16 protein-coding genes and 1 pseudogene are annotated in these 18,240 nt (G+C 69.3%); 13 read left to right on the top strand and 4 right to left on the bottom strand.

Annotated features, from left to right (window positions below; genetic code table 11):
- The first annotated feature begins 27 nt into the window (after window positions 1–27).
- From mptB to AWB92_RS14520, 4 genes are all read left to right on the top strand, one after another.
- On the top strand, window positions 28–1,728 hold the full coding sequence (gene mptB, locus AWB92_RS14505; RefSeq protein WP_085186475.1) for a polyprenol phosphomannose-dependent alpha 1,6 mannosyltransferase MptB: 1,701 nt from the start codon (window positions 28–30) through the stop codon (window positions 1,726–1,728).
- Window positions 1,725–2,678: an ABC transporter ATP-binding protein gene (locus tag AWB92_RS14510; RefSeq protein ID WP_142282095.1), complete on the top strand. Its 954-nt coding sequence runs from the start codon at window positions 1,725–1,727 to the stop codon at window positions 2,676–2,678. The genes mptB and AWB92_RS14510 overlap by 4 nt, the downstream gene beginning before the upstream one ends.
- Window positions 2,679–2,755: 77 nt before the next feature.
- Window positions 2,756–3,466 carry an ABC transporter permease gene (locus tag AWB92_RS14515; protein ID WP_231981933.1) on the top strand — a complete coding sequence of 237 codons (711 nt, stop codon included), beginning with the start codon at window positions 2,756–2,758 and terminating at the stop codon, window positions 3,464–3,466.
- 154 nt (window positions 3,467–3,620) lie between these two features.
- Window positions 3,621–4,550: a heme A synthase gene (locus AWB92_RS14520; RefSeq protein WP_241523457.1), complete on the top strand. Its 930-nt coding sequence runs from the start codon at window positions 3,621–3,623 to the stop codon at window positions 4,548–4,550.
- Here the strand turns inward: AWB92_RS14520 and AWB92_RS14525 are convergent.
- Window positions 4,509–5,141, bottom strand: coding sequence for a hypothetical protein (locus tag AWB92_RS14525; RefSeq protein ID WP_085186471.1), 633 nt, complete (start codon window positions 5,139–5,141; stop codon window positions 4,509–4,511). The two genes, AWB92_RS14520 and AWB92_RS14525, sit on opposite strands and share 42 nt — an antisense overlap.
- A gap of 19 nt (window positions 5,142–5,160) precedes the next feature.
- On the opposite strand from AWB92_RS14525, the gene AWB92_RS14530 reads away from it, so the two are divergent.
- A complete protein-coding gene (locus tag AWB92_RS14530; protein ID WP_085186469.1) occupies window positions 5,161–6,135 on the top strand; it encodes a quinone oxidoreductase in 975 nt (324 codons plus the stop codon).
- A 302-nt stretch (window positions 6,136–6,437) separates the two neighbouring features.
- Window positions 6,438–7,443: pseudogene (locus tag AWB92_RS14535) on the top strand (IS30 family transposase).
- A gap of 14 nt (window positions 7,444–7,457) precedes the next feature.
- Here AWB92_RS14535 and AWB92_RS14540 read toward each other — a convergent pair.
- Both AWB92_RS14540 and AWB92_RS14545 read right to left on the bottom strand, forming a co-directional pair.
- Window positions 7,458–7,799 carry a DUF3024 domain-containing protein gene (locus AWB92_RS14540; protein WP_241523456.1) on the bottom strand — a complete coding sequence of 114 codons (342 nt, stop codon included), beginning with the start codon at window positions 7,797–7,799 and terminating at the stop codon, window positions 7,458–7,460.
- A gap of 87 nt (window positions 7,800–7,886) precedes the next feature.
- Window positions 7,887–8,816 carry a heme o synthase gene (locus AWB92_RS14545; RefSeq protein WP_068100659.1) on the bottom strand — a complete coding sequence of 310 codons (930 nt, stop codon included), beginning with the start codon at window positions 8,814–8,816 and terminating at the stop codon, window positions 7,887–7,889.
- A 253-nt stretch (window positions 8,817–9,069) separates the two neighbouring features.
- Here AWB92_RS14545 and tkt point away from each other — a divergent pair, with 253 nt between their 5' ends.
- The 7 genes from tkt to AWB92_RS14580 all read left to right on the top strand — a co-directional run bounded on the left by tkt (window position 9,070) and on the right by AWB92_RS14580 (window position 17,361).
- Entirely contained in the window at window positions 9,070–11,160 is a 2,091-nt protein-coding gene (tkt, locus tag AWB92_RS14550) for a transketolase (protein WP_085186467.1), read from the top strand.
- Between the two features lie 15 nt (window positions 11,161–11,175).
- The gene (gene tal, locus AWB92_RS14555; protein WP_085186465.1) at window positions 11,176–12,297 is read left to right on the top strand and encodes a transaldolase; all 1,122 of its coding nucleotides are present in this window, start codon (window positions 11,176–11,178) and stop codon (window positions 12,295–12,297) included.
- Window positions 12,294–13,856, top strand: coding sequence for a glucose-6-phosphate dehydrogenase (zwf, locus tag AWB92_RS14560; RefSeq protein WP_085186463.1), 1,563 nt, complete (start codon window positions 12,294–12,296; stop codon window positions 13,854–13,856). The genes tal and zwf overlap by 4 nt, the downstream gene beginning before the upstream one ends.
- Window positions 13,857–13,914: 58 nt before the next feature.
- Window positions 13,915–14,826, top strand: a complete 912-nt coding sequence (opcA, locus tag AWB92_RS14565) for a glucose-6-phosphate dehydrogenase assembly protein OpcA (protein ID WP_085186461.1) — start codon at window positions 13,915–13,917, stop codon at window positions 14,824–14,826.
- Complete coding sequence (gene pgl / locus AWB92_RS14570) at window positions 14,823–15,566, top strand: 6-phosphogluconolactonase (RefSeq protein ID WP_085186459.1); 744 nt, start codon at window positions 14,823–14,825, stop codon at window positions 15,564–15,566. The genes opcA and pgl overlap by 4 nt, the downstream gene beginning before the upstream one ends.
- 73 nt (window positions 15,567–15,639) lie before the next feature.
- The gene (locus AWB92_RS14575) at window positions 15,640–16,038 is read left to right on the top strand and encodes an ATPase (RefSeq protein WP_085186457.1); all 399 of its coding nucleotides are present in this window, start codon (window positions 15,640–15,642) and stop codon (window positions 16,036–16,038) included.
- Window positions 16,039–16,059: 21 nt separating this feature from the next.
- Window positions 16,060–17,361, top strand: a complete 1,302-nt coding sequence (locus AWB92_RS14580; RefSeq protein WP_241523452.1) for a cytochrome P450 — start codon at window positions 16,060–16,062, stop codon at window positions 17,359–17,361.
- A gap of 87 nt (window positions 17,362–17,448) precedes the next feature.
- Here AWB92_RS14580 and AWB92_RS14585 read toward each other — a convergent pair whose 3' ends face one another.
- Window positions 17,449–18,237: a DUF1206 domain-containing protein gene (locus AWB92_RS14585; protein ID WP_085186453.1), complete on the bottom strand. Its 789-nt coding sequence runs from the start codon at window positions 18,235–18,237 to the stop codon at window positions 17,449–17,451.
- Between the last annotated feature and the right edge of the window lie 3 nt (window positions 18,238–18,240).

The raw sequence follows: 18,240 nt of genomic DNA on the forward strand, positions 1-18,240 counted from the left end.
ACAAGGGCGTGCCGTTACGCTGCTCTGATGGCAGCCCGCCACCACACGCTGAGCTCGTCGATCGCCAGCCTGCACGGCGACGAGCAAGCGGTGGGTTCGCCGCTGAACGATACCGAGCTCACCGCGCTGCAGCGCACCCGCCTGTTCGGCGCTACCGGCACCGTCCTGATGGCGATCGGCGCGCTGGGCGCCGGGGCGCGGCCCGTCGTGCAGGACCCGACGTTCGGGGTCCGGCTGCTCAACCTGCCGTCGCGCATCCAGACGGTGTCGCTGACGATGACGACGACGGGCGCGGTGATGATGGCGCTGGCCTGGCTGATGCTGGGGCGGTTTGCGCTGGGCAACCGGAAAATGTCGCGCGGGGACCTGGATCGCACCCTGCTGCTGTGGACGCTGCCGCTGCTGATCGCGCCGCCGATGTACAGCAAGGACGTCTACTCGTACCTGGCCCAGAGCCAGATCTCGCTGGAGGGGCTCGACCCCTACAAGGTGGGCCCGGCGTCGGGGCTGGGCCTCGGCCACGTGTTCACGCTGTCGGTGCCGACGCTGTGGCGCGAGACGCCCGCACCGTACGGCCCGTTGTTCCTGTGGATCGGGCGCGGCATCTCGGCGCTGACCGGGGAGAACATCGTCGCCGCCGTGCTGTGCCACCGGATCGTGGTGCTGATCGGGGTCGGCCTCATCGTGTGGGCCACCCCGCGGCTGGCCCGGCGCTGCGGCGTCGCCGAGGTGAGCGCGCTGTGGCTGGGGGCCGCCAATCCGCTGCTGATCATGCACCTGGTCGCAGGCGTCCACAACGAGGCGCTGATGCTCGGGCTGATGCTGGCCGGCGCCGAGTTCGCGCTGCGCGGCATCGACTCTCCGCGACTGCTGCCCACGTCGTGGCGGCCGGGCCCGAGCTGGGAGCCGTTGGGGATGCTGCTCGCGGGCGCGATCCTGATCACCCTGTCCTCGCAGGTGAAGCTGCCGTCGCTGCTGGCGCTCGGGTTCGTCACGATGGCGCTGGCCTACCGCTGCGGCGGCAACCTGCGCGCCCTGCTGCTGGCGGGCGGTGGGATGGCGGCGCTGGCACTGGCGGTGATGGCCCTGGTCGGCTGGGCCAGCGGGCTGGGATTCGGTTGGATCTACACGCTGGGCACCGCCAACGTGGTGCGCAGCTGGATGTCGCCGCCGACGCTGCTGGCCCTGGGCACCGGGCAGGTGGGGATCCTGCTGGGCCTGGGCGATCACACCACCGCGGTGCTGGGGCTGACCCGTGGCATCGGCGTGCTGATCATCATGGTGTTGGTGGCCTGGTTGCTGGTGGCCGTCTTCCGCGGCCGGCTGCACCCGATCGGCGGCCTGGGCGTCGCGCTGGGCATCTGCGTGTTGCTGTTCCCGGTGGTGCAGCCCTGGTATCTGCTGTGGGCCATCATCCCGCTGGCCGCGTGGGCGACCCGCCCGGGCTTCCGGGTGGCGGTGATCGTCATCACCCTCGTCGTCGGCATCTTCGGCCCGACGGCCAACGGTGACCGTTTCGCCCTCTTTCAGATCGTGGACGCCACGCTGGCCAGCAGCCTGATCGTGGCCGTGCTCATCGCGTTTACCTACACCCGTCTGCCGTGGCGCCAACTGCGGCCGACGGGCCCGGAAACCAACGGCCAGACGGCCGTCACGCTGCCCGCCGAGCCCCCCAGGACCGCCCCACGCTCCGAGGCGGCGCCCGACGCCTACGCTGATTCCACGTGAGCCCGCTCCCCGAAACGCCCGACACTGTCGTGCGGCTGCGAGGGGTCACCAAGCAATACGGGTCCGGCGCGGCCGCCGTCGAGGCCGTCTCCAACCTCGATCTGGAGGTGCACGCCGCCGAGGTGCTGGCCCTGCTCGGGCCCAACGGCGCCGGTAAGACCACGACGGTCGAGATGTGCGAGGGCTTCGCGCGTCCCGACGCCGGCACGATCCGGGTGCTCGGCCTGGACCCCGTCGCCGACAACGCGCGCCTGCGCGCGCGGATCGGGGTGATGCTGCAGGGCGGCGGCGGCTACCCCGCGGCGCGGGCGGGCGAAATGCTCAACCTGGTAGCCGCCTATTCCGCCGACCCGCTGGACCCGGCGTGGCTGATGGACACCCTCGGCCTGACCGACGCCGCCCGCACCACCTACCGGCGGCTCTCCGGCGGGCAGCAGCAACGGCTGGCCCTCGCCTGTGCACTGGTCGGCCGGCCCGAGCTGGTGTTCCTCGACGAGCCCACCGCCGGCATGGACGCCCACGCACGGTTGCTGGTCTGGGAGCTCATCGACGCGCTGCGCCGCGATGGCGTGACCGTGCTGCTGACCACGCACCAGCTCAAGGAGGCCGAGGAACTCGCCGATCGGCTGGTGATCATCGACCACGGGGTGACGGTGGCATCGGGCACCCCGACCGAACTGATGCGGGCGGGCGCCAAGGACCAGCTGCGGTTCACCGCGCCGCCGCGCCTCGACCTGTCCCTGCTGGCGTCCGCGCTGCCGGAGGACTACAAGGCCACCGAGGTGACGCCGGGCGAGTACCTGGTCGAGGGCCCGGTCGACCCGCAGGTGCTGGCGACCGTCACGGCGTGGTGCGCGCAGATCGACGTGCTGGCCACCGACATGCGAGTCGAGCAACGCAGCCTCGAGGACGTCTTCCTCGACCTCACCGGCAGGAACCTACGGCCGTGACTCATTCAGGGACCCAGTCGAACACCTTTCCCGCGGGGACCTTCAAACCCGACCCGCGCCCCAGCCCCGTGCCGCGGATGCTCGCGGCGCAGTTCGGCCTGGAGCTCAAGCTGCTGCTGCGCAACGGCGAGCAATTGCTGCTGACCATGTTCATCCCGATCACGCTGTTGGTGGGGCTGACCCTGCTGCCCTTCGGCGACTTCGGCCGCAACCGCGCGGCCACGTTCGTCCCGGTGATCATGGCCCTCGCGGTGATCTCGACCGCCTTCACCGGGCAGGCGATCGCCGTCGCGTTCGACCGCCGCTACGGCGCGCTGAAGCGGCTCGGTGCCACCCCGCTGCCGGTCTGGGGCATCATCGCCGGAAAGTCGCTGGCGGTCGTCACGGTGGTGTTCTTGCAGGCAATCCTGTTGGGCGCCATCGGTTTCGCGCTCGGCTGGCGACCCGCACCCGCGGCGTTGCTGTTGGGCGCGGCCGTCATCGCGCTGGGCACCGCGGGCTTCGCGGCCCTCGGGCTGTTGCTCGGCGGGACGCTGCGCGCCGAGATCGTGCTGGCGGTAGCCAACCTGATGTGGTTCGTCTTCGCCGGCCTGGGCGCGCTGACCCTGGAAACAAGGATGATCCCGCCGGTGGTGAAATGGCTTTCCCGGCTCACCCCGTCGGGCGCGCTCACCGAGGCCCTCTCCCAGGCGATGACGCTGTCGGTGGACTGGTTCGGGGTCGTCGTGCTGGCGGTATGGGGGGCGCTGGCCGCGCTGGCCGCCCGGCGCTGGTTCCGCTTTACCTGACGGCATCGCCCTGAGGTCGCCGAGATTGCGGCTTTGGTCGCGGATCGCGCCCTTTCACAGCCATGGGGGCAATTTCGGCGCAACGGGCCCGTACTACAGGCCGTAGTTTTTCTTGGCTTACCATCGGGCGGTGCTACGACCAACGCTGCGGCGGTTGGTGGACCTGCTCCCCGACCCCAGCCTGCGCGCCCAGCGGATCGTCGCCGCGCTCGTCATCCTCACCCAGGGCGGCATCGCGGTCACCGGCGCGATCGTGCGCGTCACCGCCTCGGGGCTGGGCTGCCCCACCTGGCCGCAGTGCTTTCCCGGCAGCTTCACCCCGGTCGCGGTGGCCGAGGTGCCACGGATCCACCAGGCCGTCGAGTTCGGCAACCGGATGATCACCTTCGCCGTGGTGATCACCGCTGCGTTGGCCGTGCTGGCCGTGACCCGCGCGCGCCGGCGCACCGAGGTCCTGGTCTACGCGTGGCTGATGCCGGTGTCGACGGTGGTGCAGGCGGTGATCGGCGGCATCACCGTGCGCACCGGGTTGCTGTGGTGGACCGTCGCCGTGCACCTGCTGACGTCGATGACGATGGTGTGGCTGTCGGTGCTGCTCTACGTCAAGGTGGGCGAGCCAGACGATGGCGTGGTCCACTACGCGGTGGCGCGGCCGCTGCGCGCGCTGACCGCGCTGAGCGCGGTGAACTTGGCGGCGGTGCTGGTCGCCGGCACGCTGGTGACCGCCGCCGGCCCGCACGCCGGCGACCGCAGCCCCAGCCGCACCGTGCCCCGACTGAAGGTCGAGATCACAACGCTGGTGCACGCGCATTCGTCGCTGCTGGTTTCCTACCTGGCGTTGCTGGTCGGGCTCGGCTTCGGGCTGCTGGCGGTGGGCGCCGGCCGGGCCATCCGGCTGCGGCTGGGCGTGCTGGTCGCCCTGGTGTGCGCCCAGGCCGCGGTCGGCACCGCCCAGTACTACACCGGGGTGCCCGCCGCCCTGGTCGCGGTGCACGTGGCCGGCGCGGCTGCCTGCACGGCGGCGACGGCGGCGCTATGGGCCTCAATGCGACAACGGACCGAGGCCCAGCCGCTCGCAGGCTGACTCCACGGCGAGAGCGAACTCGCGCTGGGCCCGCCCGCGGGAGTCGGCGTCAAGCTGCGACCAGCCCAGCGACGGCGCCACCAGGTCGAGCCCCACCAGCCGGTCCCCTGCCAGGTCGGCGCGCGCGTAAAGCAGCTCGCGCGAGCCGATTCCGGCGCGTTGCGCGGCCGACGCGATGGCGGCGTATCCGAGGTCCCACGACTCGAACTCCGGCTCGCCCGGCCACGCGTGCGACCGCTGCCCGCCGATGAATACCAACGCCGACCGAGCCGTCCCGCCCGTCAGCACCGGTACCCCGTCGTCCTCGAGGTCGCGCAGGTACCGCTCGCCGAGGTTCCACGCGACCGCGTCGGGCGGGTTGAGCAGGTGGCGCACCCGGCGGATCCAGGCCAGGAACTCGTCGCGTGGGTCGGGGGCGCGGCGCAGGATCACCAGGTCGGCGCCGACGGTCCGCGGGTCGTCCCAGGGCAACCAGCGCGCGTGCAGCCCGCGGGTTCGCAGCGCGGGCACCAGCCCCGCATCGTCGGAGTGTCGGGGATCACCCGCCAGCACAATGCGCGGATGGAAGACGTCCGGGCGGGCCAGCTTCATGCCCGGGCATGATATCCACATGCACGCAATCGAAATCAGCGAAACCGGTGGTCCCGAAGTCCTGCGCTATGTCGACGTCCCCGAGCCCACGCCCGGCCCCGGCGAACTCTTGATCAAGGCCGAGGCGATCGGCGTCAACTACATCGACACCTATTTCCGCTCCGGGCAGTACCCGCGCGAGGTGCCGTTCATCCTCGGCCAGGAGACCGCCGGCACCGTCGTCGCCACGGGCGACGGGGTCGACGATTTCAGCGAGGGTGACCGGGTGGGCACCGCCGCGGCGACGGGCGCCTACGCCGAATTCGCCACCGCCCCAGCGGCTTTGACAGCGAAGGTGCCCGACGGCGTGACGTCCGAGGTGGCCGCCTCGGTGATGCTCAAGGGCCTGACCGCGCACTACCTGCTGAAGTCGGTGTATCCGGTCAAAAGCGGTGACACCGTGCTGGTGCACGCGGGCGCCGGCGGGGTCGGGCTGATCCTGACGCAGTGGGCCACGTTGCTCGGGGCGCGGGTCATCACCACCGTCTCGACGCCGGAGAAGGAGCGGATGTCCAAGGAGGCCGGCGCCGCCGAGGTGCTCTCCTACCCCGACGACCCAGGCGAATTCGCCCAGAAGATCCGCGAATTGACGGGCGGCGGAGGGGTGGCCGCGGTGTACGACGGCGTCGGCGCGACGACCTTCGACGCCAGCCTGGCCAGCCTGGCCGTCCGGGGCACCCTCGCGCTGTTCGGCGCCGCCAGTGGGCCCGTTCCGCCGTTCGACCCGCAGCGCCTCAACGCCGCGGGGTCGGTGTTCTTGACCCGGCCGTCGCTGGCGCACTTCATCCGCACCGGCGACGAATTCCATTGGCGCGCAGGCGAACTGTTTGACGCGATCGCCGGCGGCGGCATCACCATCGAGGTCGGCGGCCGCTACCCGCTCGCCGAAGCGGCGCGCGCGCACCAGGACCTGCAGGGCCGCAAGACGACGGGCTCGATCGTGCTGCTGCCGTAGGGCTTTCATCCCGCGAGCAGTCGTAAAAGCCCCATTTCGGCGCGGTGAATTCCAGTAAACGTCGCAACACCGAGGTTATTCGGGAGGTTGCGGTGGGAGCAGAGCGGAAGATCCGGCCACGTGGACGCCCAAGTGGCGGAATGCTGGTGGAGGAGCGGGAGTGGTTCGGCTGGCTGATTGCGCAGGGGCTAGGTCCCTGCGAGGCGTGCCGCATTGTGGGAATCGACCGCAGGACGGGGACACGCTGGCGCTATGGGCGCACGGTGCGCAATAGTGCCGGCGAGGCGGTGCACTATCCACCGGTGAGTCTCACAGCACCCAAACCGCGGCATCCTCGATATCTCTCGGTTGAGGAGAGGACGACGATCGCCGACTTGCACCGTGCGGGTGTCGGTGTATGCGCCATCGCCGACGAGCTAGGCCGGGCGGCCTCGACGGTCTCACGGGAGCTGGACCGCAACGCCGATGATCAGGGCCGCTACCTGCCTGCTACGGCGGAGCGGCTTGCGGTCGAGCGGCAATCCCGGCCGTCGCGCCCGCCGTGTAACGCGTGACGAGCAGCTCCATGATGTGGTTGCCGAGTTGTTGGGCAAGCGGTGGAGTCCCGAGCAGGTTGCCCATGAGCTGCCGGCGCGCTTCCCCGATCAACCCGAGCGCCATCTGTGTACCGAGTCGATCTATCAGGCGATCTACGATCCCCGCACCGATTTGACTCGTCCGGCCAAACGGCGGCGTCGGCGGCGTCGCCGCCGAGTCCAGGGGCTAGAACGCCGTGGTCGGCTTACCGGTATGACGATGATCGCTGATCGGCCCGCTGAGGTCGAAGACCGGATACAGGTCGGCCATTGGGAGGGCGATTGCATCGTGGGGCCCGGAAATCGTTCGGCGATAGGCACTTTGGTGGAACGCGTCACTCGCTTCGTGGTCCTGATCCATGTGTCTACTGGGCGGCCGACCGCGCAGGCCATGTGTGACGGCATCGTCGATGCCCTGGGCGCTTTTGCCCCCCATCTGCGTCGGACACTGACCTGGGATCAGGGTAAAGAGCTTGCGCTGCATCAACAGATCACCGCCCGCACCGGCACACGGGTGTTCTTCTGTGACGCGCACTCACCCTGGCAGCGTGGCTCCAACGAGAACACCAACGGCTTGCTGCGCGATTATTTTCCCAAAGGTGTTGATCTGGACCGCATCTCACCCGAGGAACTGCAGCGAGTTGCTGACGAACTCAATGACCGGCCCCGTAAAATTCTGGGCTGGGCTCGGCCCGCTGACCTGATCACCGGTGCCGCGCTAAAGACGGCATAACACCGCCAGGTCCGTCAGCCCCAAAAGATCGCTGTGGGGTCCCGATCCACTTCAGCGAGCAACTCCTCAATACGGGCCGTGGGTGACACCAGATCGTAGGTGTGAAAACGCAAGTTGCGGTCGCGCCAATACAGTGACCACACACCGCGGGTCTTCGCATAGCGCAGCCGAGCGATCGGGAAGCGGGTCCACTCCGAGTCCGCATCCGCATGCCACGGCGGCCGACACTCGACGATCGTCAGATGACGCTCCGCGACGTCCACCTCGATGCGGACCTCGTCACGCAAATGTTCGGGCACCTTGTCGTGACACCATCGCTGCACTCGCGCCACATCCGTCTCCGGCAGACCTGTCACTGCACTAGTGAGCAACTCGTCCCGTGGCGACGTTCACTGGAATCCGCCCGTCGAAAAGGGGGCTTTTACGTCTGCTCGGCAATACGGCTACAGCAGCGTCGGCAGCGCGATCACCGAGTCGACCGCCAGCGCGCAGAACACCACCGCCAGGTAGTTGTTCGACTGCAGGAACAGCCGCAGCGGCTTGACCGGCTCGCCGGCGCGCACGCCGGCGTACAGCTGATGCGCCATCGCCAGGAACCACACCCCGGCCAACAGGGCGACCGCCGCGTAGAGCCAGCCGGTGGCCAGCGCCAGCGCCAGCGTCGCGAGCACGGTCAGCCAGGTGTAGATCAGGATCTGCTTGGTGACCTGACGCTCGGTCGCCACCGCCGGCAGCATCGGGACGCCGGCCGCCTTGTAGTCGTCCTTGTACCGCATCGCCAAGGCCCAGGTGTGCGGCGGCGTCCAGAAGAAGATGATCGCGAACATCACCAACGCCGGCCAGGAGATGGTGCCGGTGACCGCGGACCAGCCGATCATCACCGGCATGCAGCCCGCCGCCCCGCCCCACACGACGTTTTGCGAGGTGCGGCGCTTGAGCAACAGTGTGTAGACGAACACGTAGAACGCGATGGTGGCCACGGCCAGCAGCCCGGACAGCAGGTTGGTCGTCCACCAGAGCCAGAAGAACGAGCCAACGCTGAGCACCAGCCCCAGGACCAGGGCGTTTCGCGTCGGCACCGCGGCGCGCGCCAACGGCCTGCGCGCGGTGCGCTTCATCACCTTGTCGATGTCGGCGTCGGCCACGCAGTTGAGCGTGTTGGCGCCGCCGGCGGCCAGCATCCCGCCGATGAGCGTGTTGAGGATCAGCAGCGGGTTCACGGTGCCGCGGTGGGCGAGCAGCATCGCCGGGATCGCGGTGACGAGCAGCAACTCGATGACCCGCGGCTTGGTGAGCGCCAGGTACGCCAGGACCGTGCCTTGTACCCGGCCCGGTGCCTCTCGACTCGGCGCGACGCGCCCGCGAACGCTCACGCAATAACTCCTCGGGGTCGCAGCAGCGCGCAGCATCTACTACGCACGATGGTAGACCGCGTGCCGGCGGCCGCCTGCCCGGAGGGTCCGAAAGGGATTCTTCCGAGAATTCCGAACAGATTGCAAAGCCCAGGCGACCGGGGCGTATTTTCACAGCGGCCGGCGTTGGGTACTAGAGAACTCTGCACTGCAGGAGCCGGCACTCCCGCATTAGGGTAGGCAATATCAGCTTGATGACCCAAGGACTGAGGCTGTGACGACACTCGAAGAGATCTCCACGCTGACCCAACCGCACCTCCCCGACGACTGGACCGAGATCGATTCGGCCGCGGTCGACACGATCCGGGTGCTGGCCGCCGACGCGGTCCAAAAAGTCGGCAACGGCCACCCCGGAACGGCGATGAGCCTGGCCCCGCTGGCCTACACCCTGTTTCAGCGCACGATGCGCCACGACCCCAGCGACACCTACTGGCTGGGTCGTGACCGGTTCGTGCTGTCGGCCGGGCACAGCAGCCTCACGCTGTACCTGCAGCTGTACCTCGGCGGGTTCGGCCTGGAGCTGTCGGACATCGAGTCGTTGCGCACGTGGGGATCCAAGACGCCCGGACACCCGGAGTTCCGGCACACCAAGGGCGTTGAGATCACCACCGGCCCGCTCGGTCAGGGCCTGGCGTCCTCGGTCGGGATGGCGATGGCGTCGCGCTACGAGCGCGGCCTGTTCGACCCGGACGCCGAGCCGGGCACCAGCCCGTTCGACCATTTCATCTTCGTGATCGCCTCCGACGGGGACATCGAGGAGGGCGTGACGTCCGAGGCGTCGTCGCTGGCGGCCGTGCAGCAGCTAGGCAACCTGATCGTGTTCTACGACCACAACCAGATCTCCATCGAGGACGACACCAACATCGCGCTGTGCGAGGACACCGCCGCGCGCTACGAGGCCTACGGCTGGCACGTGCAGCGGGTGGAGGGCGGCGAGAACGTCGTCGGCATCGAGGAGGCCATCGCCAACGCCAAGGCCGTCACCGATCGGCCGTCGTTCATCGAGCTGCGCACCATCATCGGCTACCCCGCGCCCAAGCTGATGAACACCGGCAAGGCGCACGGCGCCGCCCTCGGCGACGAAGAGGTCGCAGCCGTCAAGAAGATCCTGGGCTTCGACCCGGATAAGAACTTCGAGGTGCGCGACGAGGTGCTCGCCCACACCCGCAAGTTGGTGGACCGGGGCAAGGAAGCACACGAAAAGTGGCAACCCGAATTCGACGCCTGGGCGCAGCGCGAACCCGAACGCAAAGCGCTGCTGGACCGGCTGACCGCCGAGAAGCTGCCCGACGGCTGGGACGCCGACATCCCGACCTGGACCCCGGAGGACAAGCCGCTGGCCACCCGCGCGGCGTCCGGGAAGGTGCTCAACGCGGTGGGGCCGAAACTGCCCGAGCTTTGGGGCGGTTCGGCCGACCTGGCGGGTAGCAACAACACCACCATGGACAACGTCAAATCGTTTGGGCCCCCGTCGATTTCGACGAAGGACTACACCGCCGACTGGTACGGTCGCACGCTGCACTTCGGCGTTCGCGAACACGCGATGGGCGCCATCCTGTCCGGCATCGTGCTGCACGGCCCCACCCGCGCCTACGGCGGCACGTTCCTGCAGTTCTCCGACTACATGCGCCCGGCCGTGCGCCTGGCGTCGCTGATGAACATCGACACCATCTACGTGTGGACGCACGATTCGATCGGGCTGGGCGAGGACGGCCCGACGCACCAGCCGATCGAGCACCTGGCCGCGCTGCGCGCCATCCCCCACCTGTCGGTGGTGCGCCCGGCCGACGCCAACGAGACCGCGTACGCCTGGCGGACGATCCTGGCCCGCGGCAACGGCAGCGGCCCGGTCGGGCTGATCCTGACCCGCCAGGGCGTGCCGGTCCTGGAGGGCACCAACTTCGAGGGAGTCGGGCGCGGCGGCTACATCCTCGGCGATGACGGCGGCGACGAGCCGGACGTCGTGCTGATCGCCACGGGCTCCGAGGTTCAGCTCGCCGTCGAGGCGCGAAACCTGCTGGCGGACAGGGACATCGTGGCACGGGTGGTGTCCATGCCGTGCGTCGAGTGGTTCGAGTCGCAGCCCGAGGAATACCGCGACAGCGTGCTGCCCCCGTCGGTGTCGGCACGGGTGGCCGTCGAGGCGGGGGTCGCGCAGTCCTGGCACAAGCTCGTCGGCGACACCGGTCGCATCGTGTCGATCGAGCACTACGGCGAATCCGCCGATTACAAGACTTTGTTCCGTGAGTTCGGCTTTACCGCCGAAGCCGTCGCGGCGGCCGCGGAGCAGGTAGTCGATAACTGAGAAAGGGTGATTCACATGGCCGGTCAGAACCCCAACCTCGCGGCGTTGAGCGCAGCCGGGGTGTCCGTTTGGCTGGATGACTTGTCGCGCGAGCGGCTGCAGTCGGGCAACCTGCAGGAGCTGATCGACACGAAAAGCGTTGTCGGCGTGACCACCAACCCCTCGATCTTCCAGAAGGCGCTCGCCGACAGCGACACCTACGACGAGCAGATCTCCGAGTTGGCCGAGCGCGGTGCCGACGTGGACGCCACCATTCGCACGGTCACCACCGACGACGTCCGCAACGCGTGCGACGTGCTGCGGCCGCAGTGGGAGGCCTCCGACGGTGTCGACGGCCGGGTGTCCATCGAGGTCGACCCGCGACTGGCCGCCGAGACCGACAAGACCACCGCGCAGGCCGTCGAGCTGTGGAAGATCGTCGACCGGCCCAACTTGTTCATCAAGATCCCGGCGACCAAGGCCGGCATTCCGGCCATCACTTCCGTTCTGGCGGAGGGGATTTCGGTCAACGTCACGCTGATCTTCTCCGTCGAGCGGCACCGCCAGGTGATGGACGCCTACCTGGCCGGGCTGGAGAAGGCCCGCGAGGCCGGGCACGACCTGTCCAAGATCCATTCGGTGGCATCGTTCTTCGTCTCCCGCGTGGACACCGAGGTCGACAAGCGGCTGGAAAAGATCGGCTCCGAGGACGCGCTCGCGCTGCGCGGCAAGGCCGGCGTCGCCAACGCCCGGCTGGCGTACGCCGCCTACGAAGAGGTCTTCAAGGGCGGCGATCGCTACGAGTCGCTCAAGGCCGACGGGGCCCGCGTGCAGCGCCCGCTGTGGGCGTCGACGGGCGTCAAGAACCCTGACTACTCCGACACCCTCTACGTCACCGAGCTGGTCGCGCCGAACACGGTTAACACCATGCCGGAGAAGACGATCGACGCCGTCGCCGATCACGGTGAGATCAAGGGCGACACCGTCAGCGGCACCGCATCAGCCGCTCAGGAGGTGTTCGACAAGCTGGCCGCGGTCGGCGTCGACCTGACCGACGTCTTCGTGGTGCTGGAAAATGAGGGCGTGGAAAAGTTCGTGGAGTCCTGGACCGAGCTGTTGGAAGAGACGCAGAAGCAACTCGATTCCCTCGGCAAATGAGCCCGGCGGGCTCGAAGGCGGGCTCCCGCGACGCCACGCAGTGGCGAAACCCGTTGCGGGACAAGCAGGACAAGCGACTGCCCCGGATCGCCGGCCCGTGCGGCATGGTGATCTTCGGCGTCACCGGTGACCTGGCCCGCAAGAAGGTGATGCCGGCCATCTACGACCTGGCCAACCGCGGGTTGCTGCCGCCCACCTTCTCGTTGGTGGGTTTCGCCCGCCGGGATTGGCAGACGCAGGATTTCCGCAAGGTGGTCTACCAGGCCGTCAAGGAGCACTGCCGCACGCCGTTCCGGGAGGAGAACTGGGAGCGGCTGGCCGAGGGATTCCGTTTCGTGCCAGGCGCTTTCGATGACGACGAGGCCTTCGCCCGGCTCGCCGAGACGCTGGAGAAGCTCGACGCCGAGCGCGGCACCGGGGGCAACCACGCCTTCTACCTGGCCATCCCACCGAATGCCTTCCCGGTGGTGTGCGAGCAGCTGCACAAGTCCGGCCTGGCCCGCCCGCAGGGCGACCGGTGGAGCCGGGTCGTCATCGAAAAGCCGTTCGGCCACGATCTGGAAAGCGCCCGCGAGCTGAACAAAACCGTCAACGCCGTCTTCCCGGAGGAGGCGGTGTTCCGCATTGACCACTATCTGGGCAAGGAGACGGTCCGCAACATCCTGGCGCTGCGGTTCGCTAACCAGTTGTTCGACCCGATCTGGAACGCCCACTACGTCGATCACGTGCAGATCACCATGGCCGAGGACATCGGCCTGGGTGGCCGGGCCGGCTACTACGACGGCATCGGCGCCGCCCGCGACGTCATCCAGAACCACCTCATGCAGCTGCTGGCGCTGACCGCGATGGAGGAGCCGGTGAGCTTCAATCCGGCTGCGCTGCAAACCGAGAAGATCAAGGTGCTCTCGGCGACGCAGCTCGCCGAACCGCTCGACGAGACCACCAGCCGCGGCCAGTACACCGGCGGCTGGCAGGGCGGCGAGAAGGTCGTCGGGCTGCTCGACGAGGAGGGGTTCTCCAAGGACTCCACCACCGAGACGTTCGCCGCGATCACGCTCGAGGTCGACACCCGCCGTTGGGCCGGCGTGCCGTTCTACCTGCGAACCGGTAAACGCCTGGGCCGCAGGGTGACCGAGATCGCCCTGGTCTTCAAGCGCGCACCGCACCTGCCGTTCGACGCCACCATGACCGACGAGCTCGGCGCCAACGCGATGGTCATCCGGGTGCAGCCCGACGAGGGCACCACCCTGCGGTTCGGCTCCAAGGTGCCGGGCACCGCCATGGAGGTCCGCGACGTCAACATGGACTTCTCCTACGGATCGGCGTTCGCCGAGGAATCACCGGAGGCCTACGAGCAGCTCATCCTCGACGTGCTGCTCGGCGAGCCATCCCTGTTCCCGGTCAACGAGGAAGTCGAATTGGCCTGGGAGATCCTCGATCCCGTCCTCGAGAACTGGGCTTCGCACGGCAAGCCCGACCCCTACGAGGCCGGCACCTGGGGCCCGGAATCGGCGTTCGAGATGCTGCGCCGCACGGGCAGGGAATGGCGGCGGCCGTGATCCGCGCCGGCGACGATAGGGCGCGTAGCGACCAAACGGACGAGGCGGAGCGGCGCCAATGATTGTCGACCTGCCCGACACGACCACCACCGCGGTCAACAAGAAACTGAGCGAGCTGCGCGAAAAGGCCGGCGCCGTCACGATGGGGCGGGTGCTGACGCTGCTCGTCGCGCCCGACAGCGAGGAAGTGCTCGAGGAATCGCTCAAGGCGGCCAACGACGCCAGCCACGAGCATCCGAGCCGCATCATCGTCACGATGCGGGGCGACCCGTACGCCGACGCACCGCGCCTGGACGCCCAGCTCCGCTCCGGCGGCGACACCGGCGCCAGCGAAGTGGTGATTCTCAACCTGTCCGGGCCGCTGTCGGGCCACGCTGCCAGCGTGGTCGTCCCGTTCCTGCTGCCCGACATCCCGGTCGTGGCGTGGTGGCCCGACATCGCCCCGGAGAAGCCGGCGCAGGACCCGTTGGGCAAGTTGGCAATTCGGCGCATCACCGACGCAACCAACGGCGTCGACCCGTTGTCGGCGATCAAGAGCCGCCTGCCCGGGTACAGCGCCGGCGACACCGACCTGTGCTGGGCGCGCATCACCTACTGGCGGGCGCTGCTGACCTCCGCCGTGGACCAGCCGCCGCACGAACCGATCGAGTCGGCGGTGGTTTCCGGCCTCAAGACCGAGCCCGCGCTCGACATCCTGGCGGGCTGGCTGGCCAGCCGCATCGACGGTCCGGTGCGCCGGGCGGTCGGTGAGCTCAAAGTCGAGCTGACCCGCCCGAGCGAGACCATCACACTCAGCCGGCCCCAGGAGGGCAGGACCGCCACCCTGAGCCGCACGGCGCGCCCGGACGCCCTGGTTCCGTTGGCGCGCAGGGAAACCGGTGAATGCCTGGCCGAGGACCTGCGCCGGCTGGACGCCGACGAGGTCTACCGAACAGCGCTGGAGGGGATCAAGAAGGTGCAGTACGTATGAGCCCGACCGTCGAAGTTTTCAAGGACGGCGACGCCCTCGTCGAGGCCGCGGGCGAACGGCTGGTCAAGACCATCCAGGACGCCGCGGCGGCGCGGGGCCGGGCGCTGATCGTGCTGACCGGCGGCGGCAACGGCATCGGCCTGCTGCGCTACCTCGCCACCCGTCGCGACCAGGTCGACTGGTCCAAGGTGCACCTGTTCTGGGGCGACGAGCGCTACGTGCCCGAGGACGACGACGAGCGCAACGACAAGCAGGCGCGGGAGGCCCTGCTCGATCACGTCGACATCCCGTCGAGCCAGGTGCACACGATGCCGGCCAGCGACGGCGAATTCGGCGCGGATCTCGCGGCCGCGGCGCTGGCCTACGAGCAGCTGCTGGCCGCCAACGCCAAAGCCGGCCAGCCGGTGCCGAACTTCGACGTCCACCTGCTGGGAATGGGCCCGGAGGGCCACATCAACTCCCTCTTCCCGGACACCCCGGCCGTGCACGAGACCAGCCGCATGGTGGTCGGCGTCGAGGACTCCCCCAAACCGCCGCCGCAGCGAATCACGTTGACGCTGCCCGCCATCCGGCGCTCCCGCGAGGTGTGGCTGATGGTGTCCGGGGCGGGCAAGGCCGAGGCGGCGGCCGCCGCAATCGGTGGCGCCCCGCCGGCGTCGGTGCCGGCCGCCGGGGCCGTCGGCCTCGAGACCACGCTCTGGCTGCTCGACCAGGAGGCCGCGTCCAAGCTTCCCGGCTGACGGCCTCGTCAGGGCGTCACGCTGGCGTGACGCTCGGTGACGGTAGCCACGCTGGCGTGACGCTCGGCGCATAATGACCGTCATGGCTGACAGAACCGCGCGCGGGGGGCCCGAGCGGAACCGGATCAAAACCCTCACCCAGGCGGCGCTGAACGCCGACAAGACCGTCGAACAGGTCGAGGACGTGCTCGACGGCCTGAGCACCACGATGAGGGAGTTGAACAGCTCGCTCACCAACCTCAACGCCACGGTCGAACGGATGGAGGCCGGGCTGGATCACCTCGACGGCACCCTCGCGAGCCTCGACGACCTGGCCAAGCGGCTGATCGTGCTGGTCGAGCCGGTGGAGGCCATCGTCGCGCGGATCGACGACATGGTGAAGGTGGGCGAGACGATGCTGTCCCCGCTGTCGGTCACGGAGCATGCGGTGCGCGGCGTGCTGGACCGGCTGCGCAACCGGACCGTGCACTAGCAGGTGCCCGGCGCCGGCCCGGTGCCCACTCCGCCGTACGCGGAGGGAACGGGGCTGCCCTGGGACGTGTCCGTCGTCGACGCCGTCGCAACCATCGGCGGGGCCCGGGCACGACACGGCGACACGTTCGCCGTGCACAGCGGACCGGACCGCTACCTGTTCACGTTCTCCCCCGTCGGCGTCGAGTCGTTCTACGCGCTCACCGAGGACACGGCCAGCAAGGGGGTCGCCGATTACCTGATGCTGCGGCGCAAACTTCCCGACGACATCTTCATCGGGCGTAAGACCTTGCCCAGCAACCTGTTTCGGCGCGACGACGTGGCATCCTACCTCGCCAACCTGGAGCGGGCGCTCGAGCGGACCGCCGCCGAGCTGGGACCGGCCGGCCGGGTCGACGTCTTCGATCTCGCGCGCCGGCTGGGCCACCGCATGGGGCTGGCCTCGTGGGCGGGACCCGGGTCGGCCGACGGCCGGGCCTTCGAGCGCCTGGTGGGCGCCCTTGACACGCTCGACGGCTCCGAGGCGTTCGTGCACCCCGACCGGATGGCGGCGGTGGCGGCGACGGACAAACGCGCCGAGCGGGACGCGCTGGACGAGGTCGCCGGCATCGTCGCCGCCGCGGTGCGCACGTACGACGCCGGCGACGACGCGCTCAGGGGCGACCACGGCCTGTTCGGCAGGATCGTGGCCGAGTGGGCCGCCGAGGCGCCGGAGGCCCGGCTGCGCGGCATCGCGCTCGACGTCGCGCTCATCCACATCGCGTCCATGTCGAACCTGGCGGCCGCGCTCGGCTGGGCGATGGTGGACCTGCTCGAGCACCCGGCCGAGCTGGCGCGGGTCCGCTCCGGCGACACCGACTTTGCCCAGCGGTGCGCGCTGGAATCGACGCGCCTGGCGCAGCGCTCGATCATGACCCGCGCCGTGCTGTCCCCGGTCCGCTTCGACACCGGCGACGTCACCTACGAGGTGCCGCCGGGCTGGACGATCGCCACGCTGCTGCCCCTGCTCAACACGTCGGCGGCGCCGGGGCTCGGCGAGTGGGATCCCGATCGATGGAACCGCCACCGCCTGGTCGACCAGGACGCCCTGCCGTCGCCGATGCTGGTGACCGCGTTCGGGCACGGGCGGCATTCGTGTCCGGCCCAGCCGTTTTCGCTGGCCGCGATGACCGCGGCCACCACGCGCCTGCTCCGCGAGTACGAGATGACGCCGCGCTGGAGCACGCACCCCTCACCCGTCCCGGCCCAGATCGGGGGCGTCGCGCGCGCCGACGGGCCGTGTCCGGTCGACTACTTCTCCAGGTCGATCTCGTCGAAAACCTGAAGCGCGTGCTGAAATGGCTCGGGTGCACAGCGGCACCACCGAGCATGCCGTGCGCGGCGTCCTGGACCGGCTGCGCAATCGCTAGCCCTACATTTTGGTCGATCGGGCCATCACGAAGCTGTACAGGCCGTATGTGATGATCCCCGCCCCGGCCGCGACCAACAGCGCCGGCCCGTACGGCTGGGCCCCTAGGGTTTTGAGCGCCCCGTCGAGTCCGGTGGCCTTCTTCGGCTCCGAGCGGCACGCGGCGACAATTACCAGCCCACCCGTGGCGGCGATGATCACGCCCTTTCCGATGTAGCCCGCCATTCCGAGCCGTCGCACCAGAGCGCCCGACTTGCCTCTGAGGTCGCCGACGAAGTTGCGGCTGGCGCCCTTGTACACGTGATAGCCGCCGATGACGACAATGATCGCGCCGCACGCGATCAGCGCGACCGTGCCGACGGTGGTCTGCATCAGGCGAGCGCTGATGGTCGAATTCTGTTGGTCGGCAGGGCGTCCGGAGCCTCGGGCGAACCCGAAGGCCGAGTAGGCGAACGCCAAGTAGACCGCCGCCAGGCCAAAAGCCTTCGCCCGATCCCACCCGCTCGACGACATGTCCTTCTTCCGGTCGTACGACCGGCCGAGCGCCGTCTCGACGAGCCGCCACAGGCCCATCGCCAGCAGGGCGGCCGCGGCGACCCAGAGCACGACGGGGCCGCCCGGTTTGCCCGCCAACGCCGCCAGCGCGCCGGTCTGATCGGCGGTACCACCGTCGCCGAAAGCGACACGGAAGGCGAGGTAGCCGACGATCAGGTGCAGCAGCCCGTTCACCACATACCCGGCGCGGGCGATCCGTTCGAACACGCCGTTCTGGGCCGCTTGCGCCGGTTCCATGGC

The organism is Mycobacterium sp. IEC1808, from assembly GCF_002101935.1.
In the GTDB taxonomy this organism is placed as follows: Bacteria; Actinomycetota; Actinomycetes; order Mycobacteriales; family Mycobacteriaceae; genus Mycobacterium.